The organism is Arthrobacter sp. T2-23 (assembly GCF_055398325.1).
The window spans coordinates 811,949-834,599 of record NZ_AP027917.1; the positions used below are offsets into that span (position 1 = coordinate 811,949).

The 22,651-nt window shown below is 69.7% G+C and carries 24 protein-coding genes; 6 read left to right on the top strand and 18 right to left on the bottom strand.

Features of this window, described 5'->3' with window-relative positions; all coding sequences use genetic code 11:
- Positions 1–19 precede the first annotated feature (19 nt).
- The 3 genes from ACZ5Z0_RS03740 to ACZ5Z0_RS03750 form a co-directional block, all read right to left on the bottom strand.
- Positions 20–1,708: a ribonuclease J gene (locus ACZ5Z0_RS03740; RefSeq protein ID WP_464109939.1), complete on the bottom strand. Its 1,689-nt coding sequence runs from the start codon at positions 1,706–1,708 to the stop codon at positions 20–22.
- Positions 1,709–1,769: 61 nt separating this feature from the next.
- On the bottom strand, positions 1,770–2,678 hold the full coding sequence (gene dapA, locus ACZ5Z0_RS03745; RefSeq protein WP_138769752.1) for a 4-hydroxy-tetrahydrodipicolinate synthase: 909 nt from the start codon (positions 2,676–2,678) through the stop codon (positions 1,770–1,772).
- Between the two features lie 58 nt (positions 2,679–2,736).
- Positions 2,737–3,189: a hypothetical protein gene (locus tag ACZ5Z0_RS03750; protein WP_464109940.1), complete on the bottom strand. Its 453-nt coding sequence runs from the start codon at positions 3,187–3,189 to the stop codon at positions 2,737–2,739.
- Positions 3,190–3,465: 276 nt separating this feature from the next.
- Between ACZ5Z0_RS03750 and rox the strand changes: the two genes are divergently transcribed.
- A complete protein-coding gene (gene rox / locus ACZ5Z0_RS03755) occupies positions 3,466–4,902 on the top strand; it encodes a rifampin monooxygenase (RefSeq protein WP_464109941.1) in 1,437 nt (478 codons plus the stop codon).
- Positions 4,903–4,992: 90 nt separating this feature from the next.
- Positions 4,993–6,252 (top strand): heparan-alpha-glucosaminide N-acetyltransferase domain-containing protein, encoded by a 1,260-nt coding sequence (locus tag ACZ5Z0_RS03760; RefSeq protein ID WP_464109942.1) that lies wholly within the window; start codon positions 4,993–4,995, stop codon positions 6,250–6,252.
- Positions 6,253–6,265: 13 nt separating this feature from the next.
- Here the strand turns inward: ACZ5Z0_RS03760 and ACZ5Z0_RS03765 are convergent, their stop codons facing one another.
- The 7 genes from ACZ5Z0_RS03765 to ACZ5Z0_RS03795 all read right to left on the bottom strand — a co-directional run bounded on the left by ACZ5Z0_RS03765 (position 6,266) and on the right by ACZ5Z0_RS03795 (position 11,828).
- On the bottom strand, positions 6,266–6,754 hold the full coding sequence (locus ACZ5Z0_RS03765; RefSeq protein WP_464109943.1) for a hypothetical protein: 489 nt from the start codon (positions 6,752–6,754) through the stop codon (positions 6,266–6,268).
- Positions 6,754–7,512, bottom strand: coding sequence for a 4-hydroxy-tetrahydrodipicolinate reductase (dapB, locus tag ACZ5Z0_RS03770; RefSeq protein ID WP_464109944.1), 759 nt, complete (start codon positions 7,510–7,512; stop codon positions 6,754–6,756). Before dapB ends, ACZ5Z0_RS03765 begins: the two co-directional genes overlap by 1 nt.
- A gap of 105 nt (positions 7,513–7,617) precedes the next feature.
- Positions 7,618–8,085 carry a molybdenum cofactor biosynthesis protein MoaE gene (locus tag ACZ5Z0_RS03775; RefSeq protein WP_464109945.1) on the bottom strand — a complete coding sequence of 156 codons (468 nt, stop codon included), beginning with the start codon at positions 8,083–8,085 and terminating at the stop codon, positions 7,618–7,620.
- The gene (locus ACZ5Z0_RS03780; RefSeq protein WP_464109946.1) at positions 8,075–8,587 is read right to left on the bottom strand and encodes a MogA/MoaB family molybdenum cofactor biosynthesis protein; all 513 of its coding nucleotides are present in this window, start codon (positions 8,585–8,587) and stop codon (positions 8,075–8,077) included. The genes ACZ5Z0_RS03775 and ACZ5Z0_RS03780 overlap by 11 nt, the downstream gene beginning before the upstream one ends.
- A complete protein-coding gene (gene moaC / locus ACZ5Z0_RS03785) occupies positions 8,584–9,084 on the bottom strand; it encodes a cyclic pyranopterin monophosphate synthase MoaC (protein WP_464109947.1) in 501 nt (166 codons plus the stop codon). Before moaC ends, ACZ5Z0_RS03780 begins: the two co-directional genes overlap by 4 nt.
- Positions 9,072–10,289 carry a molybdopterin molybdotransferase MoeA gene (locus tag ACZ5Z0_RS03790; RefSeq protein WP_464109948.1) on the bottom strand — a complete coding sequence of 406 codons (1,218 nt, stop codon included), beginning with the start codon at positions 10,287–10,289 and terminating at the stop codon, positions 9,072–9,074. The genes moaC and ACZ5Z0_RS03790 overlap by 13 nt, the downstream gene beginning before the upstream one ends.
- Positions 10,290–10,316: 27 nt before the next feature.
- Positions 10,317–11,828 carry a molybdopterin-dependent oxidoreductase gene (locus ACZ5Z0_RS03795; RefSeq protein ID WP_464110704.1) on the bottom strand — a complete coding sequence of 504 codons (1,512 nt, stop codon included), beginning with the start codon at positions 11,826–11,828 and terminating at the stop codon, positions 10,317–10,319.
- Between the two features lie 138 nt (positions 11,829–11,966).
- Between ACZ5Z0_RS03795 and moaA the strand changes: the two genes are divergently transcribed.
- The 3 genes from moaA (at position 11,967) to ACZ5Z0_RS03810 (ending at position 13,759) form a co-directional block, all read left to right on the top strand.
- Positions 11,967–13,097 (top strand): GTP 3',8-cyclase MoaA, encoded by a 1,131-nt coding sequence (gene moaA, locus ACZ5Z0_RS03800; protein WP_464109949.1) that lies wholly within the window; start codon positions 11,967–11,969, stop codon positions 13,095–13,097.
- Between the two features lie 7 nt (positions 13,098–13,104).
- A complete protein-coding gene (locus tag ACZ5Z0_RS03805) occupies positions 13,105–13,371 on the top strand; it encodes a MoaD/ThiS family protein (RefSeq protein ID WP_464109950.1) in 267 nt (88 codons plus the stop codon).
- A gap of 106 nt (positions 13,372–13,477) precedes the next feature.
- Positions 13,478–13,759, top strand: a complete 282-nt coding sequence (locus ACZ5Z0_RS03810) for a hypothetical protein (protein ID WP_464109951.1) — start codon at positions 13,478–13,480, stop codon at positions 13,757–13,759.
- Between the two features lie 32 nt (positions 13,760–13,791).
- Here the strand turns inward: ACZ5Z0_RS03810 and ACZ5Z0_RS03815 are convergent, their stop codons facing one another.
- From ACZ5Z0_RS03815 to ACZ5Z0_RS03850, 8 genes are all read right to left on the bottom strand, one after another.
- Entirely contained in the window at positions 13,792–14,697 is a 906-nt protein-coding gene (locus tag ACZ5Z0_RS03815; RefSeq protein WP_464109952.1) for an alpha/beta hydrolase, read from the bottom strand.
- Complete coding sequence (locus tag ACZ5Z0_RS03820; RefSeq protein ID WP_464109953.1) at positions 14,694–15,386, bottom strand: TetR/AcrR family transcriptional regulator; 693 nt, start codon at positions 15,384–15,386, stop codon at positions 14,694–14,696. The genes ACZ5Z0_RS03815 and ACZ5Z0_RS03820 overlap by 4 nt, the downstream gene beginning before the upstream one ends.
- Positions 15,383–16,984, bottom strand: coding sequence for a class I adenylate-forming enzyme family protein (locus ACZ5Z0_RS03825; protein WP_464109954.1), 1,602 nt, complete (start codon positions 16,982–16,984; stop codon positions 15,383–15,385). The genes ACZ5Z0_RS03820 and ACZ5Z0_RS03825 overlap by 4 nt, the downstream gene beginning before the upstream one ends.
- Complete coding sequence (locus tag ACZ5Z0_RS03830) at positions 16,981–18,213, bottom strand: branched-chain amino acid ABC transporter permease (RefSeq protein ID WP_464109955.1); 1,233 nt, start codon at positions 18,211–18,213, stop codon at positions 16,981–16,983. Before ACZ5Z0_RS03830 ends, ACZ5Z0_RS03825 begins: the two co-directional genes overlap by 4 nt.
- Positions 18,210–19,085, bottom strand: a complete 876-nt coding sequence (locus tag ACZ5Z0_RS03835; RefSeq protein WP_464109956.1) for a branched-chain amino acid ABC transporter permease — start codon at positions 19,083–19,085, stop codon at positions 18,210–18,212. Before ACZ5Z0_RS03835 ends, ACZ5Z0_RS03830 begins: the two co-directional genes overlap by 4 nt.
- Positions 19,082–19,855, bottom strand: coding sequence for an ABC transporter ATP-binding protein (locus ACZ5Z0_RS03840; protein ID WP_464109957.1), 774 nt, complete (start codon positions 19,853–19,855; stop codon positions 19,082–19,084). The genes ACZ5Z0_RS03835 and ACZ5Z0_RS03840 overlap by 4 nt, the downstream gene beginning before the upstream one ends.
- Positions 19,852–20,616, bottom strand: coding sequence for an ABC transporter ATP-binding protein (locus ACZ5Z0_RS03845; protein ID WP_464109958.1), 765 nt, complete (start codon positions 20,614–20,616; stop codon positions 19,852–19,854). The genes ACZ5Z0_RS03840 and ACZ5Z0_RS03845 overlap by 4 nt, the downstream gene beginning before the upstream one ends.
- 63 nt (positions 20,617–20,679) lie before the next feature.
- On the bottom strand, positions 20,680–21,876 hold the full coding sequence (locus ACZ5Z0_RS03850; protein WP_464109959.1) for a substrate-binding domain-containing protein: 1,197 nt from the start codon (positions 21,874–21,876) through the stop codon (positions 20,680–20,682).
- A gap of 285 nt (positions 21,877–22,161) precedes the next feature.
- Here ACZ5Z0_RS03850 and ACZ5Z0_RS03855 point away from each other — a divergent pair, with 285 nt between their 5' ends.
- Positions 22,162–22,635: a DUF1579 domain-containing protein gene (locus ACZ5Z0_RS03855; protein ID WP_464109960.1), complete on the top strand. Its 474-nt coding sequence runs from the start codon at positions 22,162–22,164 to the stop codon at positions 22,633–22,635.
- Positions 22,636–22,651: the final 16 nt, after the last annotated feature.

The following is a 22,651-nucleotide window of genomic DNA, read 5'->3' on the forward strand; positions in this document are numbered from 1 at the left end:
CTGGTGCCGGGGCTGGTGCCTAGGCTTCCAGGACCACCGGGATGATCATCGGCTTGCGGCGCAGCTTGCGGTTGACCCAGGTGCCGACGACGCGGCGGACAACCTGCTGGAGCTGGTGCGAGGTGTGGTCCCGGTTCTGGACGGCTTCCTCGAGGGCGGCGTTGATCTTGGGGATGATCTCGTCGAAGACCGAGTCGTCCTCGGCCACGCCGCGGGCGTGGATTTCCGGCCCGGAGACAACCTTGCCGGTGGCCCGGTGGATGACCGTGATGATGGAGATGAACCCTTCATCGCCCAGTGTCTGGCGGTCCTTGAGGTCCGCTTCGGTGACTTCGCCGACGCTGGAGCCGTCCACGTAGACGAACCCGACCTCGACCTGGCCGACGACGTCGGCCTGGTGGTCGCGGAGGTCGATGACCGTGCCGTTGTCCGCCAGCAGGATGCTCTCCTCGGGAACGCCCGATTCGAGGGCGATCTTGCCGTTTGCGATCAGGTGGCGGGTCTCGCCGTGCACCGGCATCGCGTTGAGCGGCTCGAGGATGTTGTAGCAGTAGAGGAGCTCGCCCGCGGCGGCGTGGCCGGAGACGTGCACCTTAGCGTTGCCCTTGTGGATGACGTCCGCACCGAGCTTTAGCAGGCCGTTGATGATGCGGAAGACGGCGTTCTCGTTGCCCGGGATGAGGCTGGAGGCCAGGATCACGGTGTCGCCCTGGCCGACGACGACGCGGTGGTCGCCGTTCGCCATCCGGGACAGCGCGGCCATCGGCTCGCCCTGGGATCCGGTGGACATCAGGACCACGCGGTTGTCCGGCAGGTTGTCGATGTTCTTGATGTCGACCAGGATGCCGGCCGGGACCTCCAGGTAGCCGAGTTTCGCGGCGATGGCCATGTTGCGGACCATGGACCGGCCCACGAAGGCCACCTTGCGGTTGTGGTTCGCGGCGGCGTCGAGGACCTGCTGGACGCGGTGGACGTGCGAGGAGAAGGAGGCCACGATGATGCGCTTGGAGGCCTGGCCGAAGAGCCGGTCCAGGGTGGGGCCGATCTCCTTTTCCGCGGTGGTGAACCCGGGGACGTCGGCGTTCGTGGAGTCGGACATGAACAGGTCCACGCCTTCTTCGCCGAGCTTGGCGAAGTGGCGCAGGTCGGTGATCCGGCCGTCGAGCGGAAGCTGGTCCATTTTGAAGTCGCCGGTGTGCAGCACGGTGCCGCCGGCGGTGCGCAGGAACACGGCGAGGGCGTCCGGGATCGAGTGGTTGACGGCCACGAATTCGCATTCGAAGGGGCCGAACGTCTGGACCTGGCCCTCGCTCACGATTGTGGTGTTCGGCTTGATCCGGTGCTCCTGGAGCTTCGCTTCGATCAGGGCCAGCGTCAGCTGGGAGCCGACGACGGGGATGTCGTTGCGCAGGCGCAGCAGGTACGGGACCGCGCCGATGTGGTCCTCGTGGCCGTGCGTGAGGATGACGGCGAGGATGTCGTCAACGCGGTTCTCGATGTAGGAGAAATCGGGCAGGATCAGGTCGACGCCGGGCTGCGTCTCCTCGGGGAAGAGGACGCCGCAGTCGACGATGAGCAGCTTGCCGTCGATTTCGAAGACGGTCATGTTGCGGCCGATCTCCCCGAGGCCGCCGAGCGGCACGATCCGCAGGGTGTTCTTGGGCAGTTTCGGCGGCGTGACAAGGCCGGGAAGGGCGGTTTGGGTCATAGTGCACTACTTTCCAGGCGGAGCAGGAGGTGTCGGTTCCTGACCAGGCATGGCTGCCGGATCAGGAGTAGACGAGTCCCGCTTCCGCCAAGTCCTCGCGGATCGTTTCGATCTCGGCTTCGCCCGGCTCCACGAGGGGCAAACGGACAACCGAGTTGGGCAGGACTCCCTGCCACTTAAGAACTTGCTTCGCAGCAACAGCTCCCTGGATATGGGTCATCACTGCACGGACCACGGGGTCCAGTTCGAAATGTATGGTGCGGGCGGTGGCAAAATCGCCTGCAAGTGCGGCATCGATCATCGCACGGAACTGCTTGGTGGCCACGTGTGCCGAGACGCTGACGAGTCCGACGGCGCCGGCGGCCATCCAGGGCAGGGTCAGTCCGTCGTCGCCGGAGTAGACGTCCAGCTCGGTGTTCGCCATCACACGGGTGACGGCGGCAAAGTCGGCCTTGGCATCCTTGAGCGCGACGACGCGGGGGTGGTCCGCGAGCCGGATCATGGTTTCGGGCAGGATCGGCACACCGGCACGGCCCGGGATGTCGTAGACCATAACGGGAAGGTCTGCCGCGTCGGCAACGGCTTCGATGTGGGCCTGGATACCGGCCTGGCTCGGCTTGTTGTAGTACGGGGTGACGATCAGCTGGCCGTGGGCGCCGGCCTTGGCGGCACGCTTGGCCATCTCGATCGAGTGCGAGGTGTGGTTGGTGCCGGTGCCGGCGATGACCTTGGCCCGGTCCCCCACGGCCTCGACGATGACGCGGAAGAGCTTCTCTTTTTCGTCGTCTTCCAGCGTGGAGGTTTCCCCCGTGGTGCCCGAGATAACGAGGGCGTCGTTGCCGTCGTCGACGAGCTTGGTGGCCAGTTCCGCGGACTGCTTAAAGTCGACCTCGCCGTCGTTGGTGAACGGGGTGACCATGGCGGTCACGAGGGTTCCAAACGTGTAAGAGCGAATGTCAGAGTCGGCCATAGGAAAAACGTTACCCTGTCCCCGGCTTGTTAGGACAATGGCGGCGGCGTGATGCGCGTCAAATTCGGCCCTCCTGCGCTGTGGCTGTCGGTGGTACGGGATGCGACGGCGGAACGGCGCAGTAACGGCTGACGGCGTCTTCCCGCAGGGCCTCCGCCCAGGCCGACAGCCGCTGGGCGGCGCGGACGTAGTGGAACAGTTCCGTGGGGGTGAGCGCCTCGAGGTCCGTTTCCGCTAGCCGGCGGGCCAGTTCTGCGCCGGGAACCTGAACGGACAGGGCCGTGCCTTCCTGGTGCCATTGGACGTCCTCCGCCGACTCCCCCGCGACCAGCCGCCGGAAGAGGAAATCGACGACGCCGGGGCTCATCGCTTTGAGGACGCCGTTCGCCTCGGCGGCGCCGGGGGCGCCGCCACCCTTAGCGCTGCCGGCCGGGTTCGAAAAGGCGTCTGGCTTTGAGAAACGGTCTGTATTTGAAGAACCGGTGGGAGCCGGCCCTGATGTGTGGTTCATGGTGCCATGCTATTCGAACATATATTCGAATACAAGATGTTCGAAGCGTCAGCCCGGTTCCACCCGGACAGCCCTGGCGGCTGTTCGAAGCCAAACATGCGCCCTGCACTTTCAGGATATGGCCCGGCAGGGGGCTTGCCGCAAGGGCCCTCCCACCGGCCACAATGGGTGGCCCGGCAAACGTGCGGGAGACGTTCAGTCCCGGCGGCGCCGCCAGCGAATCTGCCGGGCGCAGCGGCCGGGTCTGGAAGTGACTTTGAGGATAAGGGGTGGCGCATGGTCGACGTGATCATTAGCGGTGGCGGGCCCACGGGGATGATGCTGGCAAGTGAGCTGCGGCTGCACAACGTGGATGTGCTCGTGCTGGAGCGGGACGCGGAGCCGAGCCAACAGGTCCGCTCGCTCGGCCTGCACCCGCGCAGCATCGAAATCATGGACCAGCGCGGGCTGCTGGAAAGGTTCCTCGCGCACGGGAAGCAGTATCCCGGCGCCGGCGGCCGCTTCGCAGGCATCGACAAACCCCCGCCGGAGAACCTGGACACCGCACACGGCTACGTCCTCGGCCTGCCCCAGCCGGTCACCGACCGCCTGCTGGCCGAGCGCGCCGTCGAGCTCGGCGCACAGGTCCGCCGCGGCTGCGAGGTGGCGGGTTTCGAGCAGGACGCGGAGGGGGTGAGCGTCGACCTCGCCGATGGCACCCGGCTGCGCTCGGGCTGGCTGGTCGGCTGCGACGGCGGACGCAGCCTGGTGCGCCAACTGCTCGGTATTGGTTTCCCCGGCGAGCCGGCCAAGACCGAGTGGATCCTCGGCGAAGTGGAGGTGACCGCGCCGCCGGACGAACTCGCGAAGGTCGTCGACGAGGTCCGCAAGACCCACAAGGGTTTCGGCGTCGGCCCGGCCGGAAACGGCCTGCAGCGCGCCGTCGTCCCCGCGGCGACCGTTGCCGAGGACCGCTCGGTCCCACCGACACTGGCGGAGTTGCGGACGCAGCTGCGGGCGTTCGCGGGCACGGACTTCGGCGCCCACTCACCGCGCTGGCTCTCGCGCTTCAGCGACGCCACCCGGCTCGCCGACGACTACCGGCGGGGCAGGGTGCTGATTGCCGGCGACGCCGCGCACGTCCATCCACCGCTCGGCGGGCAGGGATTGAACCTCGGTATCCAGGACGCCTTCAATCTCGGCTGGAAACTCGCCGCCGAGGTCAACGGGTGGGCACCAGACGGGCTGCTGGAGAGTTATGGGGCCGAGCGCCGCCCGGTTGCCGAAGATGTGCTGTCCATCACGCGGGTCCAAAGCGAGCTGCTCTCTGCCGACCCCGGCCCGCGTGCTGTGCTGCGGCTGCTGACCGAGCTGATGGACTTTGAGGACGTCCGGCGCTTTGTGGCCGAGAAGATTACCGCGATCGGGGTGCGCTACGACTTCGGGGCGGGGCCTAGCCTGCTGGGCAGGCGCCTGCGCGACATACCGCTGCGGCGGGGCCGGCTTTACGAACTCACCCGGGAAGGCCGCGGTCTCCTGTTGGACCAGACCGGCGGGCTCTCGGTGACCGGATGGACGGACCGGATCGACTACGTCGCGGACGTCAGCGCGGAACTGGACTCGCCGGCGGTCCTGCTCAGGCCGGACGGCCACGTGGCATGGATCGGCGCCGACCAGGACGAGCTGCGCCGCCACCTGCCGACGTGGTTCGGATCCGCCACGGAGGGACGATAGGGCCGCCTGCGCGGCGCCACCCGTCGTCGTCGCGGCGCCATCCGTCGTCGGCGCCGTCGCCGGTCCGGCCGGACATGAGACGATCGTCAGATGACCTCGCGCGGAACGGCTCCAAGCTCCAGGACCGCCAGGGCCAAGGGCGCCGCGGCCCGGCTTGCGGGCGTTGATGCAGCCCGGGGCCTCGCGCTGCTGGGCATGATGGCGACCCACGTGCTCCCTACGTTCGAATCCGATGCACAGCTCACCCCCACCTGGATCGGCTTGACCTTCTCCGGACGTGCGGCGGCCCTCTTTGCCGTACTCGCCGGAATTGGCCTGGCGCTGTCAACCGGGAAGGAACGTCCCCTCGAGGGGCCGGAGTTGTGGGCGGCCCGCCGCGGCATCGCGCTCCGGGCCCTCGTGGTGGGGGCGGTCGGGCTCTCGCTCGGCGGACTGGACATCAACATCGCGGTCATCCTGGTCCATTACGCCCTGCTGTTTCTCTGTGTGCTGCCTTTTATCGGGCTGCGTCCGAGGCGGCTCTGGGCGCTGGCCGCGGGCTGGCTGCTGGCCACCCCGGTCCTGGCCTACCTGCTGCGGCCGTGGCTGCTGGCCGCCGACCCGCCCCTGCAGCTCGGCCACAACCCCGATTGGGAGGACCTGGCCACTCCGGCCCGGCTGCTCGGCGACCTGTTCCTGACCGGTTATTACCCGGTCCTGCAGTGGCTCGCCTACCTGCTGATCGGCCTGGCGATCGGCCGGCTCGCCCTCTCGACGACGGCGGTTCCGGCGCTGCTGCTGGCGGCCGGGACCATCACCGCGGTGCTCGCCAAGTGGTTGGGCGTCGTGCTGATGGAGGATTTGGGCGGCAGGGCGGCGTTGCAGGCAACGCTGGGCGACCCGGCGTATCCGCTGGAGAGCCTGTTGCAGGTCAATCTCGCGGGCATCGACCAGTCCGGTTCCGCCTGGTGGCTGGCCTCAAGTGCCCCGCATTCGGGCACTACGCTGGACCTGCTGCACACCTCCGGGGTCGCCGCAGCGGTGGTGGGCCTCTGCCTGCTGCTGGGTCGGCTCGGCGGCTGGATCCAGCTGGACCTGCTGCTTCCCATGCGCGGCGCCGGTGCATTGACGCTGAGCCTCTACGCGGCACACCTGTGCGTGATGGCATCCCTGTACGGGCATCCCCTCCCCGCGGGCTGGACCGTGGACGGGGTGTACTGGGCACAGGCCATCGCGGTACTGGGCCTGGGCGCCGCCTTCGCGGCGCTCTCCTGGCGCGGACCGCTGGAATGGCTGGGGCACGCGGCAAACCAACTGGGGCGTGGCCAACCGGGCCGAGGCCAACTGCGGAGTGCCCGGCGCGCCGGTTAGGTGCGCAACGCTGCTAGGCGCCGGCCGCTGGTGAACCGGCGCGGAAGAGACGGACGGCGTCGCGCATGGACGCGCGGGCCCGCTTGCGGTCTCCGGCGGCGTCGTAGGCACAGCTAAGCCGGAACCAGGATCGCCAGTCCCCGGGCGCCGCTTCGGCTTCCGCCCGGTACTTCTCAAACTCCAGGTCCGCGGCTTCGCGGATAATCCGGCCGGCCGGGGTGCGCGGCAGGGTGTCCTCGGGCAGGCCGCCTTCCGCCTCCAGGATCTTGGCCAGCCGCTCGGTCCGGGCGCCGAAGAGGAGTTCGCGCACCAGGGCCCAGGCTCCGACCATGGGCAGCACCAGGTAAGCCAGTCCGAGGGCTTTCGCCACCGGATTGGCATCGGAGAGCAGCAGCAGGGACCGCTGCAGGGACACCACCAGGTAGAACACCAGCAGGAGCGTCACCGCGCCCACCCAGATCTTGGTGCGGTTGGCCTTGAAGGACGACAGGACGTTGGCCATCAGAGACCCAGGTCCAGGTAGCCGTCCAGGCCCACGGTGAGCCCCGGGTGCGCCGCGACGTTGCGGACGCCCAGCAGCACGCCGGGCATAAAGGAGGCCCGGTCGAAGGAATCGTGGCGGAAGGTCAGCTGCTCCCCCGGGCCGCCCAGCAGGACTTCCTGGTGCGCGACCAGGCCCCTCAGCCGCACGCTGTGGACGCGGACGCCGTCGACTTCGCAGCCGCGCGCCCCCGGGCGTTCGCTCGTGGTGGCGTCAGGGCTCGCGGCGACGCCGGCACCGGCGCGCTCCGCGGCGATCAGCTGGGCGGTGCGCACGGCGGTTCCGGACGGCGCGTCGACCTTGTCCGGGTGGTGCAGCTCAATGATTTCGACCGATTCGAAGTACCGGGACGCCTTCGCGGAAAAGGCGGAGGCCAGGACCGAGCCGAGGGCGAAGTTCGGGGCAATGAGGACACCCACGCCGGACCGGCCCGCGAGGAGCGCCTCAAGGCGTGCCAGCCGCTCGGCGTCCCATCCGGTGGTGCCAACGACGGCGTGCATGCCGTGGTCGACCGCGAAGTGGACGTTCGCTTCGGTGCTTTCGGGCACCGTCAGGTCCACCACGATGCGGGCGCCGGAGTCCACCAGCGTGTCCAGCGAGTCATTGCGGCCCAGGGCGGCGACGAGCTTCAGGTCAGGGGCGGTTTCCACGGCTTTGACGGCCTCGGCGCCCATGCGCCCGTTGGCGCCCAGGACGGCGACGGCGAGTTGTTCGGTCATGCCACCAACCCTACCGCCGGGGCCCGCTCCCACCGGAACCGGGACGGCCGCGTTACCGCCTGCGGAGTCGGCCAGGTGGAGGTTACCCGCCGGCGCCGGCTGGTCTTACCCGCCCGCACCGACCCACTCAACGGTGCCGTCAGCGAAGAACTGTTCCTTCCAGATCGGCACCTGCTCCTTGATCCGGTCCACGAGTTCCGCGCACACCGCGAACGCCTGGCCGCGGTGCGCCGCCGAGACGGCGCAGACCAGGGCGGGGTCGCCGATCTCCAGCGTGCCGGTCCGGTGCGCGGCCCAGATCCGGACCGGCTGGGCCGGCCCGTCCCCCGCCGCGGGAGCGTGCTCGGCGACGAGCTGCGCGACGACGTCGGCCATCACCTGGTGTGCCGTGGGATGGGCGCTGTAGCCGAGCCGGACCACCGGTTTGCCGCCGTCGTGGTTGCGGACGACGCCGCTGAAGCTGACCACGGCGCCGGCCGTGTCCGATTCGACCGCGGCGATCGCCTGGTCCACCGAGATGGGCTCGGCGCTGAGGACGGCGTGTACAACTTCAAATACGGATTCAGTGCCCATGGCTGCCTTCCAGCTGGTCGCAGAGGTGTCCAATGATCGGGTCCAGCACGCCCAGGCCGTCCATAACGCCCTGAGGGGATCCGGGGAGGTTGACGACGAAGGTGCTGCCGGCGGCGCCGGCGTGGCCGCGGCTCAGCATGGCCATCGGCGTTTTGGCCGTGCCCGCGCTGCGCAGCCCCTCCATAATCCCGGGAATCTCCCGGTCCAGCAGCGGCAGCGTCTGTTCCGGGGTGGCATCGGTGGGGCTGAGGCCGGTGCCGCCGCTGGTGATGATGACGGCCGGGCGCTGGGTCAGCAGGGCGCGCAGGGCGGCGCCGACGGGCTCGCCGTCGGGCACCACGAGCGCGGGGAAGACCTCGAAGCCGTGTTCGGTCAGCCAGTCGACGATGACGGGGCCGGTGAGGTCTTCATAGACCCCGGCGGCGGCGCGCGTGGAGGCGATCACGATGCCGGCCTTCCGGCCGGTCGCCTCGCCGTGGCGGTGCGGTTCAGCGGTGCTCACAGTGTCCAGTCCCCGCTCTTGCCGCCGCTCTTGGCCAACACCTTGATGTCGGTCAGGACCGCGTGTTTGTCCACGGCCTTGATCATGTCGTACACGCTCAGGGCCGCGACGGTCGCCGCGGTGAGGGCTTCCATCTCCACCCCGGTCACGCCGCGGGTCTTGACCGTGGCGAACACGGTGACCGACGCGGCGTCGAGCTCGAAGTCCACGGTGACCTTGGCGATCGGCAGCGGGTGGCAGAGCGGAATGAGGTCCGGAGTCTTCTTGGCGGCCAGGATTCCGGCGACCCGCGCGACGGCCAGCGCGTCGCCCTTGGGCAGCTCGCCGGCGCCGAGCAGGGCCAGGACCTCGGCGGTGCTGTTGACCGTGGCGGTGGCCGTGGCCTCCCGCGTGGTCTCGGCCTTGTTGGACACGTCGACCATCTGGGCGGTGCCGTCCTGCCGGAGATGGGTCAGCACGGGTTTGTCGGGGGTATCTGCTTCGTTCACAGGATCCATACTTCCACCTCGTCGCCCTCGGCGAGCGCCGCGGTTCCCACCGGCACCTGCACCAGGGCGTTGGACAGGGCCAGGGCGTGCACCAGGTGCGATCCGGCGCCGCCCTCCAACCGGACCGTGCCGTCCGGGCTGAGGGTGCCGCGCCGGACCTGATGTTTGGCTTCCGGGGAGGTCAGTGCCTCGGCAAGCCGGGCCCGGACCACGGTGCGGGGCGCCGGCGAGCCGAACAGTTCGGCCAGGACGGGCCGGAGGAACATTTCGAAGGAGACAAGGCAGCTCACCGGGTTCCCCGGGAAGCCGAGGAAGGGCACGCCGTCAAAGCTGCCGATGCCCTGCGGGCCGCCCGGCTGCATCGCCACCGGGCCGAATTCGACGTCGTGTCCCGCCAGCGCCTGCCGGACCACCTCGTAGGCGCCCTTGCTGACGCCCCCGGTGGTGATCATCAGGTCCACGTCGGGCGCGTGCCGGTGCAGCAGGGCCGCGAGTTCCTCGGGGTTGTCGGCGGAGATGCCGGTCCGCGTCACGCGCAGGCCCGCCTGGCTCAGCGCGGATTCGAGCAGGGTGCCGTTGGCGTCGTAGATCTTCCCAGGCTGCAGCGGGCTGCCCGGTTCCACCACCTCGTCGCCGGTGGTGACCAGCAGCACCGCCGGCACGGCGTGCACCGGTACCTGGGTCAGGCCCAGCGCGGCCAGGAGCCCCAGCTGCCCCGGCCCCAGGAAGGTCCCGGCGGCCAAGGCGGGCTCCCCGGCGGCGATGTCGCTGCCGGCGTCGCGGACGAAGGTGCCCGCCGCCGCCGCGGGCAGGCGGACCGTGGCGGCTGCCCCGGGCTGGGGGAAGGAATCGGGCACGGCCTGCTCGATGGGGACAACGGCGTCGGCGCCGGGCGGGATCATGGCGCCGGTCATGATGGGCGCGGCGGTGCCCGGGCGCAGGGGCGCGGGCTCGGCGCCGGCCGGGACGGGGGCAACAACGCGCAGCTCCGCGCCGCCGTCGGGAACATCAGCGCTGCGGATGGCGAAGCCGTCCATCTGTGAGTTGGCGAAGGGCGGCAGGTCCAGCGGGGCCGCGACGTCGGCAGCCAGTCCGCGGCCCAGCGCCTCGCGGAGCGGGACCGTGTCCATGCGGGCGGCGAGCGGGGCCAGCAGCGCCCGGACCTTGTCCCGGTGCGCTTCGACGGTGGCGGGCCTGTTCGCGGTGCGGTGCATACGGTTCGTGACCTTCGGCTCGGCGGGCTAGGACTTCACGTCAACTGTAACCGTGTGGTAGCCGGTGGCCCCGCTGGGCGCCGCCGGGGCGCGCTCCTCCACCTGCACGGCGCCGTCCAGGTCGGTGGCACGGACCTGGACCTCGTACTGCCCCGGGCCCAGCGGCAATGCGAGCTTCCACTGCCGCCAAGTGTCCGTAGAGATCGCGGGCGCCAGTTCGGCCTGCTTCCAGTCGCCGCGGTTGACGCGCACTTCCACCCTTGCGATGCCGCGGTGCTGGGCCCAGGCCACGCCGCCAAAGTCCACCTTCCCCGCGCCGACACTCCGCCCGGACCGCGGCACATCGATCCGCGACGACGTTTTGATCGGTCCGCGCGCGCTCCAGCCGCGCGGCGTCCAGTAGGCGACGTCGTCCGCGAACCGGGTCACCTTCAGCTCGGTCACCCATTTGGTCGCCGAGACGTAGCCGTAGAGCCCCGGCACAACAAGGCGGACCGGGAAGCCGTGTTCCAGCGGCAGCGGTTCCCCGTTCATCCCCCCTGCCAGCAGCGCGTCCCGGGCGTCGGTCAGCACCTCCAGCGGGGTTCCCGCCGTCCAGCCGTCGGCGCTGCGTGAGAGCACCATGTCCGCCCCCGGCTTCGGCCCGGCCTGCGCCAGCAGTTCCCGGACCGGCCAGCCGAGCCAGCGGGCGTTGCCGATCAGGTCACCGCCCACCTCGTTGGAAACGCAGGCGATGGTGATGTACCGCTCGGTCAGGGGCTTGGCCAGCAGGGCCGCGAAGTCCAGTTCGACTTCGCGGTCCACTAGGCCGGTGACTTTCAGCTTCCAGTCGCGCGGATCCACCAGCGGGACGCGCAGCGCGGTGTCGATCCGGTAGAAATCCTTGTTCGGGGTCACCAGCGGGCCCATCCCGGCCAGGGACAGCTCGGCGCCTGCCGGTAGCGGCGGCGCGCCCGATGCCGGGGCCGGGAGCACGACTTTGCCGCGAAGCTCCGCAACGGCGGCCGCCGCCCCACGCACGGTGGACGCCAGCACTCCCCCGACGGCGACGACGGCGCCGGCGACCCCGAGGGACTGCAGGAACCGGCGCCGGGCGGGGCCTTCCGTTAATCCGGACCCCTGCCAGTCCCGCAGCTTCCGGATCAGCCAGCGCAGCAGCATCATGCCCGCCGCGGCGTCGAGCAGCGGAACGGGCACGGCGATGGGAGTGGCCTCCGCCCGGCCCAGCACGGCCGCGGCGCCCGCCAGCCCGAAGACCGCGACGACGGCCAGTCCGGCGAAACGGCGGCGCCACTCCAGGACACCGGCCAGCGCCGCCACCGCGGCGATCACCAGGGACATACCGACGAGCAGGGCGAGTTTGTCCGCCGTGCCGAACAGCGAGACCGCCCAGTCCTTGACACCCGGCGGAACGGCGTCGATGACTGCCCCGCCCACGGCTGTCACGGGTGAAACGGAAGGGCTGACCAGCGCGGCCGCCAGTTCGCCCAGCACGAGGCCGGAGCCGACGGCGGACACACCGGACGCGGCGGCCCACAGTTGCGGGCGCCGCCGGGCCGGCCGCGGGGTTCCGCTGGGGGCCGCTGCCGGAGCGGCCCGGGACGTGTTCACCCTTCCAGCATAAGTTCGCAGGGCCGCGGGCGTGATGCCGGGCCCGCAGTGGCGTAGCCTGACTTTATGAGTGTTCAGCTTGGCATGCCCCAGCCCCGCGCAGAAGGCGGCCCCGGCGCGCCGGCGCCGCAGCTGGCCGGACGCCCGGCCGGCCTCCCCGCCGGGCTGCTCGACCGCTACGGCCGCCGCGCCACCGACATGCGCCTCTCGCTGACGGACAAGTGCAACCTGCGCTGCAGCTACTGCATGCCGGCCGAGGGCCTCGAATGGCTGTCCAAGCAGGCCGTCATGACCGCGGATGAGATCGTGCGGATCGTGCGGATCGGGGTCGACATGCTGGGCGTGCGGGAGCTCCGGCTGACCGGCGGCGAGCCGCTGGTCAGGGCCGACCTGCTGGACATCATTTCCGCCCTCCGCCAGGGGCACCCGGACCTTCCGATCTCCATGACCACCAACGCCGTCGGACTGGACAAGAAGGCGGCAGCGCTGAAGACGGCCGGCCTCACCCGGATCAACGTGTCCCTGGATTCGCTGCATGAGGAAACCTTCACCAAGCTGACCCGGCGCCCGTTCCTGGACCGGGTCCTCGCCGGGGTCGACGCCGCCTGGGCCGCCGGCCTGGGCCCGGTGAAGCTCAACGCCGTCCTGATGCGCGGCATCAACGACGCCGAATCCCCCTCGCTGCTGGCCTGGGCGCTGGACCGCGGCTACGAGCTTCGCTTCATCGAACAGATGCCCCTGGACGCGGACCACGGCTGGACCCGCCGGAACATGATTACCGCCGCGGAGATCAGGTCCCTTCTCTCCGTCGACTATGTGCTCGGCACGGATCCGCGGGAGCGCGACGGCGCCCCGGCCGAGCGGTTCGAAGTCCGCGCCCGCGTACCGGGCACGGACGAGGCCACCGGCCCGGTGCTGGGCACCGTGGGAATCATCGCCTCGGTCACGGAGCCGTTCTGCTCGGACTGCCGCCGCACCCGCATCACCGCCGAAGGCAAGATCATGAGCTGCCTCTTCTCCCGAGAGGAAGTCGACCTGCTCGGTTTGCTCCGCGAGGGCGCCAGCGACGAACAGCTCGCCGAGCGCTGGCAGGACGCCATGTGGCTCAAGCCCAAGGCCCACGGCATGGACCACGTCGGGCTGGACGCTCCGGACTTTGTCCAGCCGGACCGCAGCATGAGCGCCATCGGAGGCTGAACCGCCCGTGAACGTACGCTACTTCGCTGCCGCGCGCGCTGCCTCCGGGATGGATGAGGAGAAGTTCGACCTCGCCGACGGCGCCACACTGGCCAGCCTGCTGGAGGCGATCCTCGCCGTCGAGCGTCCCGAGCCGCCGGCCGGGACTCCACCGCTGACGCGCATCCTGTCCCGGTCCAGCTTCCTGCTCAACGAGGTGGCGGTCCGGAACCCGTCGGCGGCATTGTCCCCGGACGACGTGGTCGACGTGCTGCCGCCGTTTGCCGGCGGCTAGCCTCCCGCAGCCGACCGGAGTTTTGGGATACCGCACGCCCCCTGCCGCGCGTAGCTTGGAAGCATCCCGTCAACCCCGGGACCTGCAGCCGGAAGGATAGATAGCGATGTACACCTTGCAGATAGAACACGCAATTACGGACTTCGACGTGTGGAAGGCCGCGTTCGACCGCGACCCGGTGGACCGTGCCGCGTCTGGAGTCACCGCACACCGGGTCAGCCGCCCGGTGGACGATCCGCACTCCGTGGTGGTCGAACTTGATTTTGAGCAGCGCGCCCAGGCTGAGTCGCTGCTCGCGAACCTGCAGACCAAGGTCTGGAACTCTTCCGAAGCGGCACCGGCGCTCAAGGGTGCCCCGAAGACCCGGATCCTCGAGTCCGCCCCCTGACCCGTCAACGATCCAGCTTCAGCGCACGTCCACTACGCTACGGCAAGCGCCTCCCGGACGGCGTCCGCGACGGCTCCGGCGCCGGCCTCGCCCATCACGATCGTGTAGTGGTTGACGTCCGGCACCTCGCGCACCCGCAGGGACCGCAGCTTCTCCGCCCAGGCGTCCAGGTAGCCGGGCGCGTAGAGGGCGGCCGGTTCGTTGAGCAGGCCGCGCGGTGCCCGGAGGACCACGGTGTCCACGGCGAGCTCATCCAGCGCCTTCAGCAGCGAGGCGCCGCGGTGCAGTTCCGCGGTGTCTTCGGCCATCGCCTGGTAGCGGGTGGCGGGCCGCAATTCCGGTTCTTCACCGGTGAGGTCGTAGTCCACGTAGGCCTCGATGAGCGGACTCCAGTCGCCGCTGAAGGCCGGGTGCTGCCGCCAGAACGAGCGGTACACCTCCCGGCTCGGGAACGTGGCGTTGAGGCGCTCGGCCGCAGGCCCCAGCACCGAGGAGATGACCTCGGCGTCGGAAATACCCTCCGGGACCTGGAGCGGCAGGCCTCCGTCCACCAGCACGAGCGAGCGGACGCGCTCCGGGAACATGTTCGCGAGGACCAGCGAGGCGAAGGCGCCCATCGAATGGCCCACCACGACAACCGGCCCGGACGCCAGCTCCGCGAGCACGGCCGCGAGATCTTCAGCGTGCGAGGGCATGCCGTACGGCGCGGGCAGGCCATTGCTGCGGCCGCGGCCTCGTAGATCCGGGGCGATGATCCGCACGTCCGGCAGCGCCTCGGCCAGGTACGGCCAGGCCTTGTGCGAGGCGGTGACCCCGTGGACGGCCAGGATGGTCGGCGCGGCGGGGTCGTCCGGGCCCCAGATCGCGGTGTGAAGTGTGCCGCCGCGGACCTCCACTTCGGCGGTGCGGTAGGTTTCCTTGCTGGCTGTCTGGGTCATGGGGCTGTCCCTTCCTGGGGCGGGGTGGGGTTCGCGGGGGTTGCTGTTGGTGCTGGCGATGCCGGCGGTGCCAGGGCGGGCGCGAGCGCCCGTTCGATGAACTGCATCATTTCCTCGAAAACTTCTTCCGGCACCTCCGGCCGGGGGCCGGCGGCGGGTTCGGCGCCCTCCTCGTCCCAGAGGACCCAGCGCATGCCGATCAGCTCGCCGATGCCCATCAGGGCCCAGGCTGCCACGGTAGGGTCCATCTCCCGGACCTCGCCGCTGAGCTGGGCCTCCTTCAGGCCCTCGATGTAGCCGTTGACGATCCGGGTGTAGTGCAGCCGCAGGGCACCCGGCGAGACGAACTCGGCCTGGCGGATGATGCGGTACAGGGCGGGGTGCTGGGCGGTGAAGCGGAAGAACGCACGGAAGCCGGCCCGCTCCGCCTCCAACCGGGTGCCAGCGCTCCTGGCGGCGTCGGTCATGGCGTGGCGGACCCGCCGGTTCAGGTCCTCGACCACTTCGTCGAAGATGGCCTGTTTTCCGTCGAAGTACAGGTAGAAGGTGCCGAGGCCAACACCCGCGGCTTCGGTGATCTTGACGATTGAGGCCTCGTGGTAGCCCACGGACGCGAAGACCGACTCCGCGGCCTGGAGGAGCTTGGCGCGGGTGCGGGTCCCCCGGGCGGTGCGCGGTGCGGCGCTCATGCCCGGCCCCTTTCTGCCGATACGCGACCGGCGAGATCCTGGCGCAGCTTGGCCCGGAGCACCTTGTTCAGCGCGGTGCGGGGCAGCGCCGGGACCATCTCGATCCGGGCCGGAACCTTGAACCGGGCCAGCAGGGAGGCGCAATGCTCCAGCAGTTCCTGCTCGTCGGTGGCCATGCCGGGACGGATCACCACAAAGGCCATCCCGCTTTCACCCCAATGCTCGTCTTCCACCCCGACGACGGCGGCCTGCGCCACCGCGGGATGGGCCAGCAGCGCGGCCTCGACCTCGGACGGCGCGACGTTCTCGCCGCCGGAAATGTAGATGTCTTTGAGCCGGTCCACCACTTTGATGTACCCCTCGGCGTCGCGCTCCACAAGGTCTCCGGTGCGCAGCCAGCCGCCGGCGAGGACAGCCGCGGTGGCGTCAGGGTCACGGAAATAGCCGGCAAAGACGCCGGGTCCTCCCACCAGCAGTTCCCCGGTGGCGGCGCCGTCGAGGATTTCCCCGGTGACGGGATCCGCCACGGCGACGGCGACGTGCGGGTAGGGCTTGCCCGAGTACCCCACCATCCGTTCGGCATCCTCATTCGGCAGACACAGCACATTCGGGGAGGCCTCGGTCAGGCCGTAGCCCTGGCTCAGCGCCACTCCCCTGCGGTGCCAGATCCGCAGCAGCGGCGCCGGCATCGGCGCGCCGCCGACCACCGCGTGGCGCAGGCTGCCCAGTTCGGCGGGGGCAAAGTCGGGGTGTTCGGCCAGCATCAGGTACTGGGTGGGGACGCCCATCAGCATGGTCACGCCACGCTCAGCGATCAGCTGCAGGACCCGGCCAGGATCGAAGCCGCGCTCCAGCACCACGGTGGCTCCGGTCCACCAGGCCAGCAGCGGCTGGATGTTCCAGCCGCCCACGTGGAACTGCGGCAACACGGCCAGGACAACATCGCTGCTGCCCATATCCAGGGTGCGGGAGAGCGAAAGGTTGTTCCAGAAGCAGTTGGCGTGGGTCAGGACGGCGGCCTTGCTGGCGCCCTCGGTGCCCGAGGTGAAAATCATCAGGAGGGCATCGTCGTCGCGCACCTCCCGGCGCGGAGCGGCGGATCCGTCGAGCGGCTGCGGCGCTGCCGGGTGCACGCGGGTGGGCGGCGGCACCGACTTTTCGACGCCGCCGGGTCCCAGGGCCGCTGTCCGGGGCCGGTGCGGCAGCAGCGCGCACGCGGCCGCGCCGAGCCCGTCGAGCTCGCCCTCGACGAGCAGCAGCTGGGGTTCGGCGAGTTCCAGCTGGGCGGCGAGTTCCGGGGGTGAGAGCCGCCAGGACAGCGGGACCAGGACGAGCCCGGCCTTGGCGCAGGCGAAGAAGGCCACCACGTGGTCCGAGCTGTTGCCGGTCAGGCTCGCGATCCGGTCCCCGACCCCGTACCCGGCGGTCCGGAACCCGGCTGCCAGCGCCGAGGCACGGCGTTCGAGCTCGCTGTAGAGCAGGGTGCAGCCGCGGTCGTCGATGGCGACCCGGTGCGGGGTGGCGAGGCTGCGGTCCGTGGTCCAGCGGCCCAGGGTGTGCAGTCCGTCGGCGGCCCCGGTGCCGGCCGGCCCGCTCATGCGGCGTCCTCGAGGAGGTCGCCCGGGGTGCGGGCATCGTGGGTCGCGGCACGCTGGCCACGGTTTCGGCGTTGCGCCAGCCGCTCGGCGGTTCCCGCGATGCCGCCGGGCAGGAAAATCACCACGAGGATGAACAGCGTGCCGAGGATGAACAGCGGCTCGGACAACGGCACCCGCAGGACGTCCGGGAGGGACTTGACTGCCTCCGAGTTGGCCAGCGTGGTGAGGCGCTGGTCCAGGATCGTATAGAACACGCCGCCGATGACGGCACCCCAGCGTGAGCCGACCCCGCCCAGTACCACCATCACGAGCAGGGTGACAGTGAGGTCCGAGGACACTGCCCGGGGCACCGCCCCGCTCTGCAGCAGCAGGAAGACCATCCCGATGATGCAGACCAGCACGGCGGAGACCACGAAGATCAGCAGCTTCACGAGGTACGGCTGGAGCCCGAGCACGCGGACCCGCAGCTCGTTCTCCCGCACGGCAGCCGCGGCGTGGCCGGCCCGGGAGGACTGCACCCAGGTGACGACGAGGAAGACCGCCACCAGCACGGCCAGCGCCAGCCAGTACAGGTTACGGGTGTTGACCACGCCCACCAGCACGTCGGGCAGGTTGTCGGTGCGCAGCGTCAGCCCTTCGTCCCCGCCGGTCTTGCCCTCGGGGTTGCGGCCCACGATCACCGAGCCGGCCTGGGCGAAGGCGAGGGTGACCATGGCGAACGGGATGCCGCTGACCCGGAGGCTGATACTGCCCACCACGTGGGCCAGCACGATCACGATCAGCAACGTGAGCCCCATGGCCGGCAGCAGCGGGATGTCCAGGTTCTGCAGGATGATCGCGAGCCCGTAGACGCCCGCGCCAAAGTAGAGGGCGTGACCGAAGGACAGCAGCCCGGCCACGCCCAGCAGCAGGTGGTAGGTCAAGGCCGCGGCGGCCATCAGCATGCACATGGCGAGCAGCTGGAGGGACCCGGGGGTGTAGCTGGGGCCAGGGAGCACACCGGGCAGCGAGATGTTCAACAGCGGCAGCAGGACCAGGAGCAGCACGCCGGCCGCTCCTGCAGCCCACGCCGCGAGCCGGCGGCCGGTGATGCCGGCGCGGGCGGGGCGCGGTGCGCTGCCGGGTGCTCCGTGCCCGTCGTGCTTGCGGGGCCGGCGCCCGCCGTCGGCCCCCGGCCGGTCCTGGCTGGCGGTGCCGTCGGTGCTGGAGGTGTCGGTTTCGGTGGTCATGCGGTTCTCCCGAGCAGGCCGGTGGGACGGAACAACAGTACGAGTGCCAGGGCCAGCACGACGACGAAGTCGCCGGTGCCGCCGAGGTAGAAGTTCGCGAACTGCTGCAGGACGGCTACGGCGACGGCGGCGATGGCAGCTCCGGTCAGCGAGCCGAGGCCGCCGATCACCGTGACGATAAAGGCGAAGATCAGCAGCGAGCCGCCGAGCATGGGCGAGACGTAGCCGAAGTAGTGCGAGGCCAGGACGCCGCCAAGGCCGGCCGCCGCCCCGCCGATGGTGAAGACGAGGGTGAAGGCCTTGCGGACGTCAATCCCCAGGGCCGTGACCATGGACCGGTTTTCCACGCCGGCGCGGATGATCATGCCGTAGCGGGTCTTCTGCAGGAAGAACACCAGGGCCAGCAGCACCAACACCGCGGCAACGATGCAGACGAACCGGTCGTTCGGGATCCGGGCGCCCAGGATTTCCGTCGTGTCCTTGAACCAGGCCGGGCCCTGGATATACACCGGATCGGTGCCCCATACGCCGTCAAAGAGTGCCACGGCCGCGAGCGAGAGGCCCACCGTGACGAGCACCTGTTCAATGTGCCGCTGGTAGAGGCGGCGGATCAGCACGAACTCGGTAAACGCGGCGAATGCGGCGCCGGCGGCGGCTCCGATCACGAGCGAGAGCAGGAATGTTCCCCAGTTATCGGAGCCGGTGCGCCGGGCGACTTCCCAGCCTGTGAAGGCCCCCAGCGTCAGGAAGGCGCCGTGCGCGAAGTTCAGCACGCCCATCAGCCCGTAGATCAGGGACAGCCCGGCGGCCACCAGGAAGTACAGGGCTCCCAGCCCGAGGCCGGTGAACAACAACAGGACCAGGGTGCTCACAGGGCAGCCCCTTTCTCGACCGGATTCCCGGAGGGGGCCGAGTCCGTGGACACACCAAGATGGCGCTGGATCAAGCCGGCGTCGTCGAGGAACTCAAGGGCCGGGCCGGTGTGGACCACCCGCCCGCCGGAGAGGACGACGGCGCCTTCGGCCAACTGGCGGACGACGTGCAGGTTTTGCTCGACGAGCAGGATAGGGACGGTCTTGGCTGCCTCCGCCAGGGTCTCCGCCACCTCGCCGACAATCTTGGGCGCCAGGCCCTTGGTGGGCTCGTCGACGAGGAGGATCTTGTTGGTGTTCAGCAGGGCGCGGGCCAGCGAGACCATTTGCTGCTGGCCGCCGGAGAGCGTTCCGGCCATTTGCGCGGACCGGGCCAGCAGGTCGGGGAAGAGCTCCTCGACCAGCTGCCGGCGGGGCGCGGCGTCGCGCTCGGCGAGCCGGAGGTTCTCCGCCACGGTGAGCTTGGAGAAGACCTCGCGGTCCTCCGGGACGTAGCCCACGCCGCTGCGGATGATCTTGAAGGTGGCTTCCTTCTCGATCCGCACGCCGTCCAGTTCCACGGTGCCGGTCCGGTCGATCAGGCCGATGATGGCTTTGATGGTGCTGGTCTTCCCGACGCCGTTGCGGCCCAGCAGGGCGGTGATCCCCGTAGCCGGAACGCTGAAGGAAACGTCCTCCACCACCTGCTGGCCGGCGATGGTGGCGAACAGGGACTCGACCCTGAGGACGGGCCGGGGTTCGGTGGCGCGGCTTTGCGCTGCGGTGCTCATACGGGGTCTCCGAGGTAGGCGCTTTGCACGGTGGGGTTGGCCATGACGGCGTCCGGGCTGTCCAGGGCCAGCAGGCTGCCGTGGTGCATCACGGCCACCCTGTCCACCAGGCCAAGGACCACGTCCATGTGGTGCTCCACCATCATGATGGTGCAGCCGCGGTCCCGGTGCATTCCGCGGATGATCGAGGTGAGGGACGGGACGTCCCCCGACGCCACCCCGGCCATCGGCTCGTCAAGCAGGACGACGGCGGGATCCGTCGCCAGCAGCACGGCGATCTCCACCTTGCGCTTCTCACCGTGCGAGAGGTCCCCGGCCGCCGTCGTGAGCTGGCTGGTGAGCCCGACCTCGGCGATGGTGCCGCGGGCAATGCGGGAGGCCTCATCCGAGGCCGAGGGGAAGCGCAGGATGCTGAAACTGCCGCCGAGTTTCGCTTGGGCGGCGAGCCGGACGTTTTCCAGCACGCTCAGCCTGGGAAACAAGTTGGAGGTCTGGAAGGTCCGTCCCAGCCCTGCCCGGGACCGGCGGTGGATGGGCGCGGCCGTGATCTCCCTGCCGTTCAGCATGATGCTGCCCGCGGTGGGGCGCATGACGCCGGAAATCAGGTTGAACAAGGTGGTCTTGCCGGCGCCGTTCGGGCCGATGACGCCGATCATTTCACCGGCGCCGACCTCGAAGCCCACGTCCTGGAGGATGCGGGCACCGCCGATCTGCAAGCCGAGGCCGTCCACCGCGAGGGCGGGCAGGGCTGGGGTATTCATACGGGTCCTTCGTTTCTCGCGAGCTGGTTCAGGAAGCAGGCCTGGAGCTGACGCTCCGGGCGGCTACTTCTTCTCCGGCGGCGCGACGGTGTCGCCGGGAACCACCTTGATGAGCTCGGGAGCCCAGGTGTCGCCCTTCTGGACAAGCTTGGCCTGGTACATGTCCTGGATCAGCGCGTGGTCCGAAGCCCGGACGGTTTCCTTGCCCTTGGGTCCGTCGAAGCTGAAGCCTTCCAGCGCCTTGACCATGGCGTCGGGATCGGAGCCGCCGCCCTTGATGGCCTGGACGATCATCTGGCCGGCGACGAAGCCGTCCGGGGTGAACAGGTCGGCCTTCTTACCGGCCTTTTCGACGGCGGCGATCATCTTCTTCTCAACGTCCGTGCCTGAGGCGCCAGGGAAGTAGTGGTTCAGGAAGCTGATCTTGGAGCTCGCTGCGCCGTAGGCACCGAAGCTGGACGCGTCACCGAGTCCGGTTACCACCGGGGCCTTGTCAAAGACGCCCTGCTGGCTCAGGGCCTGCCACATGCTGCCGGTCGTTGCCCCGGCCCAGGCCACGAAGACCATGTCCGGCTTGGCGTCGATGAGCTGGCGCGCGAACGGGGTGAGCTCCTGTCCGTCCGCCACGAGGATGGACTCCACCGTCGCGCCCTTGGCGCCGAGGACGGCCTTGACCGCGGCGACGTTGCCCTGGCCGAAGGCGTTGTCCTGCGCGAACACCAGGATCTTCTTGCCCTTGATGTCGATAAAGCTGCCGGCGGTGGCAACATCCTGCAGGCTTTGGCGGCCCGAGCGGAAGGTGTACTTGTTGATGCCCTGGATCGCGTCGGTGGCGGCAGGACCGGAGATGTACAGCACCTTGTTCTGCTGGGCCTGCTCCGCGAGCTTCAGGGCGATGCCCGACGACGCGGTTCCGCCGATGACCTTGTAGCCCTTGCCGATCAGGTCTTTGGCCGCGGTGACGGCCTTGTCCGGGTCGCCGCCGTCGTCGGCGTAGGTGAGGTTGAGCTTGGCGCCGTTGACCTCGCCGGTTCCGCCGGTGGCGTAGTCGATGCCGGCTTGGAGGCCCTCGTAGTAGGTGGCGCCGTAGGCTGCCAGCGGACCGGTCTTGGAGTAGATGATGCCGACGTTGACCGGTTCGGCTGCCTTGGTGCCACCGGAGCCCGCCGGCGCGGCGGAACCGGCAGTGGGCGCACAGGCGCTGAGGGCGAGCCCGGTGGCCATCACGGCGGCCATCAGGAACTTCTTTGTATCCTTCACGGGATGCCTTTCGTTGAGAATCCGCGGAATCTGGCAGGAGATCTGGGTAGAACCTGAAAGGTGATTCAGATTACGGCAAATCTATGATGCGGATCACACCATGTCAACGGGCCTCTTGGGAAGCTGTGCAACGAATCGGCAACGTTTTCGGGTGGAGTGGCCGCCGCGTGTGACCATCCCGCGGGCCAGAGCGGGTGCGATCCTTTACAGCCACGGGACACGGCGTGATGATGGTGGCGGGGTGAGTCGGACGGAATCCCCCTCGGAGGAAGCATGGATCGACCGTTGCCAGGCAGCGCACACGAGGCCCTGGAGTCGTTTCTGGGGCATTGGAGCGGCACCACCCAATGGGAGGCCACGGCTTGGGGCCCGGCCCGCACGGCCGCGGCCGAGGTTGTTTTCGCCCGCGCGGCTGCCGGTTTGGCGGTGACCATGAGCTACCGCCACACGGACGCAGGCGGCGCTAAGACCGAGGGCGTCGGCGTTTTCACCATGGACCCGGACCGTCCCGACACACTCTGGTACCACGTCAACAGCATGGGCCTGCCCCCGGAGGCGCCCGCCCGCGCCAGCTGGCACGACGGCACGCTGACCATCGAACGGCGCAGCGACCGCGGCACCGCCCGCCACACCCTGCGGGTCGAGGACGGCCAGCTGACCCATGCGGCCGGGCTGCGGCTCGGGAGCGCGAGCGAGTTCAGCCCCTTTATGACCACGGTGTGCCGCCGCGTCCCCGAACCCGCACCCGTCCCCGCCTGAGCTGCGGGAGCGTCGG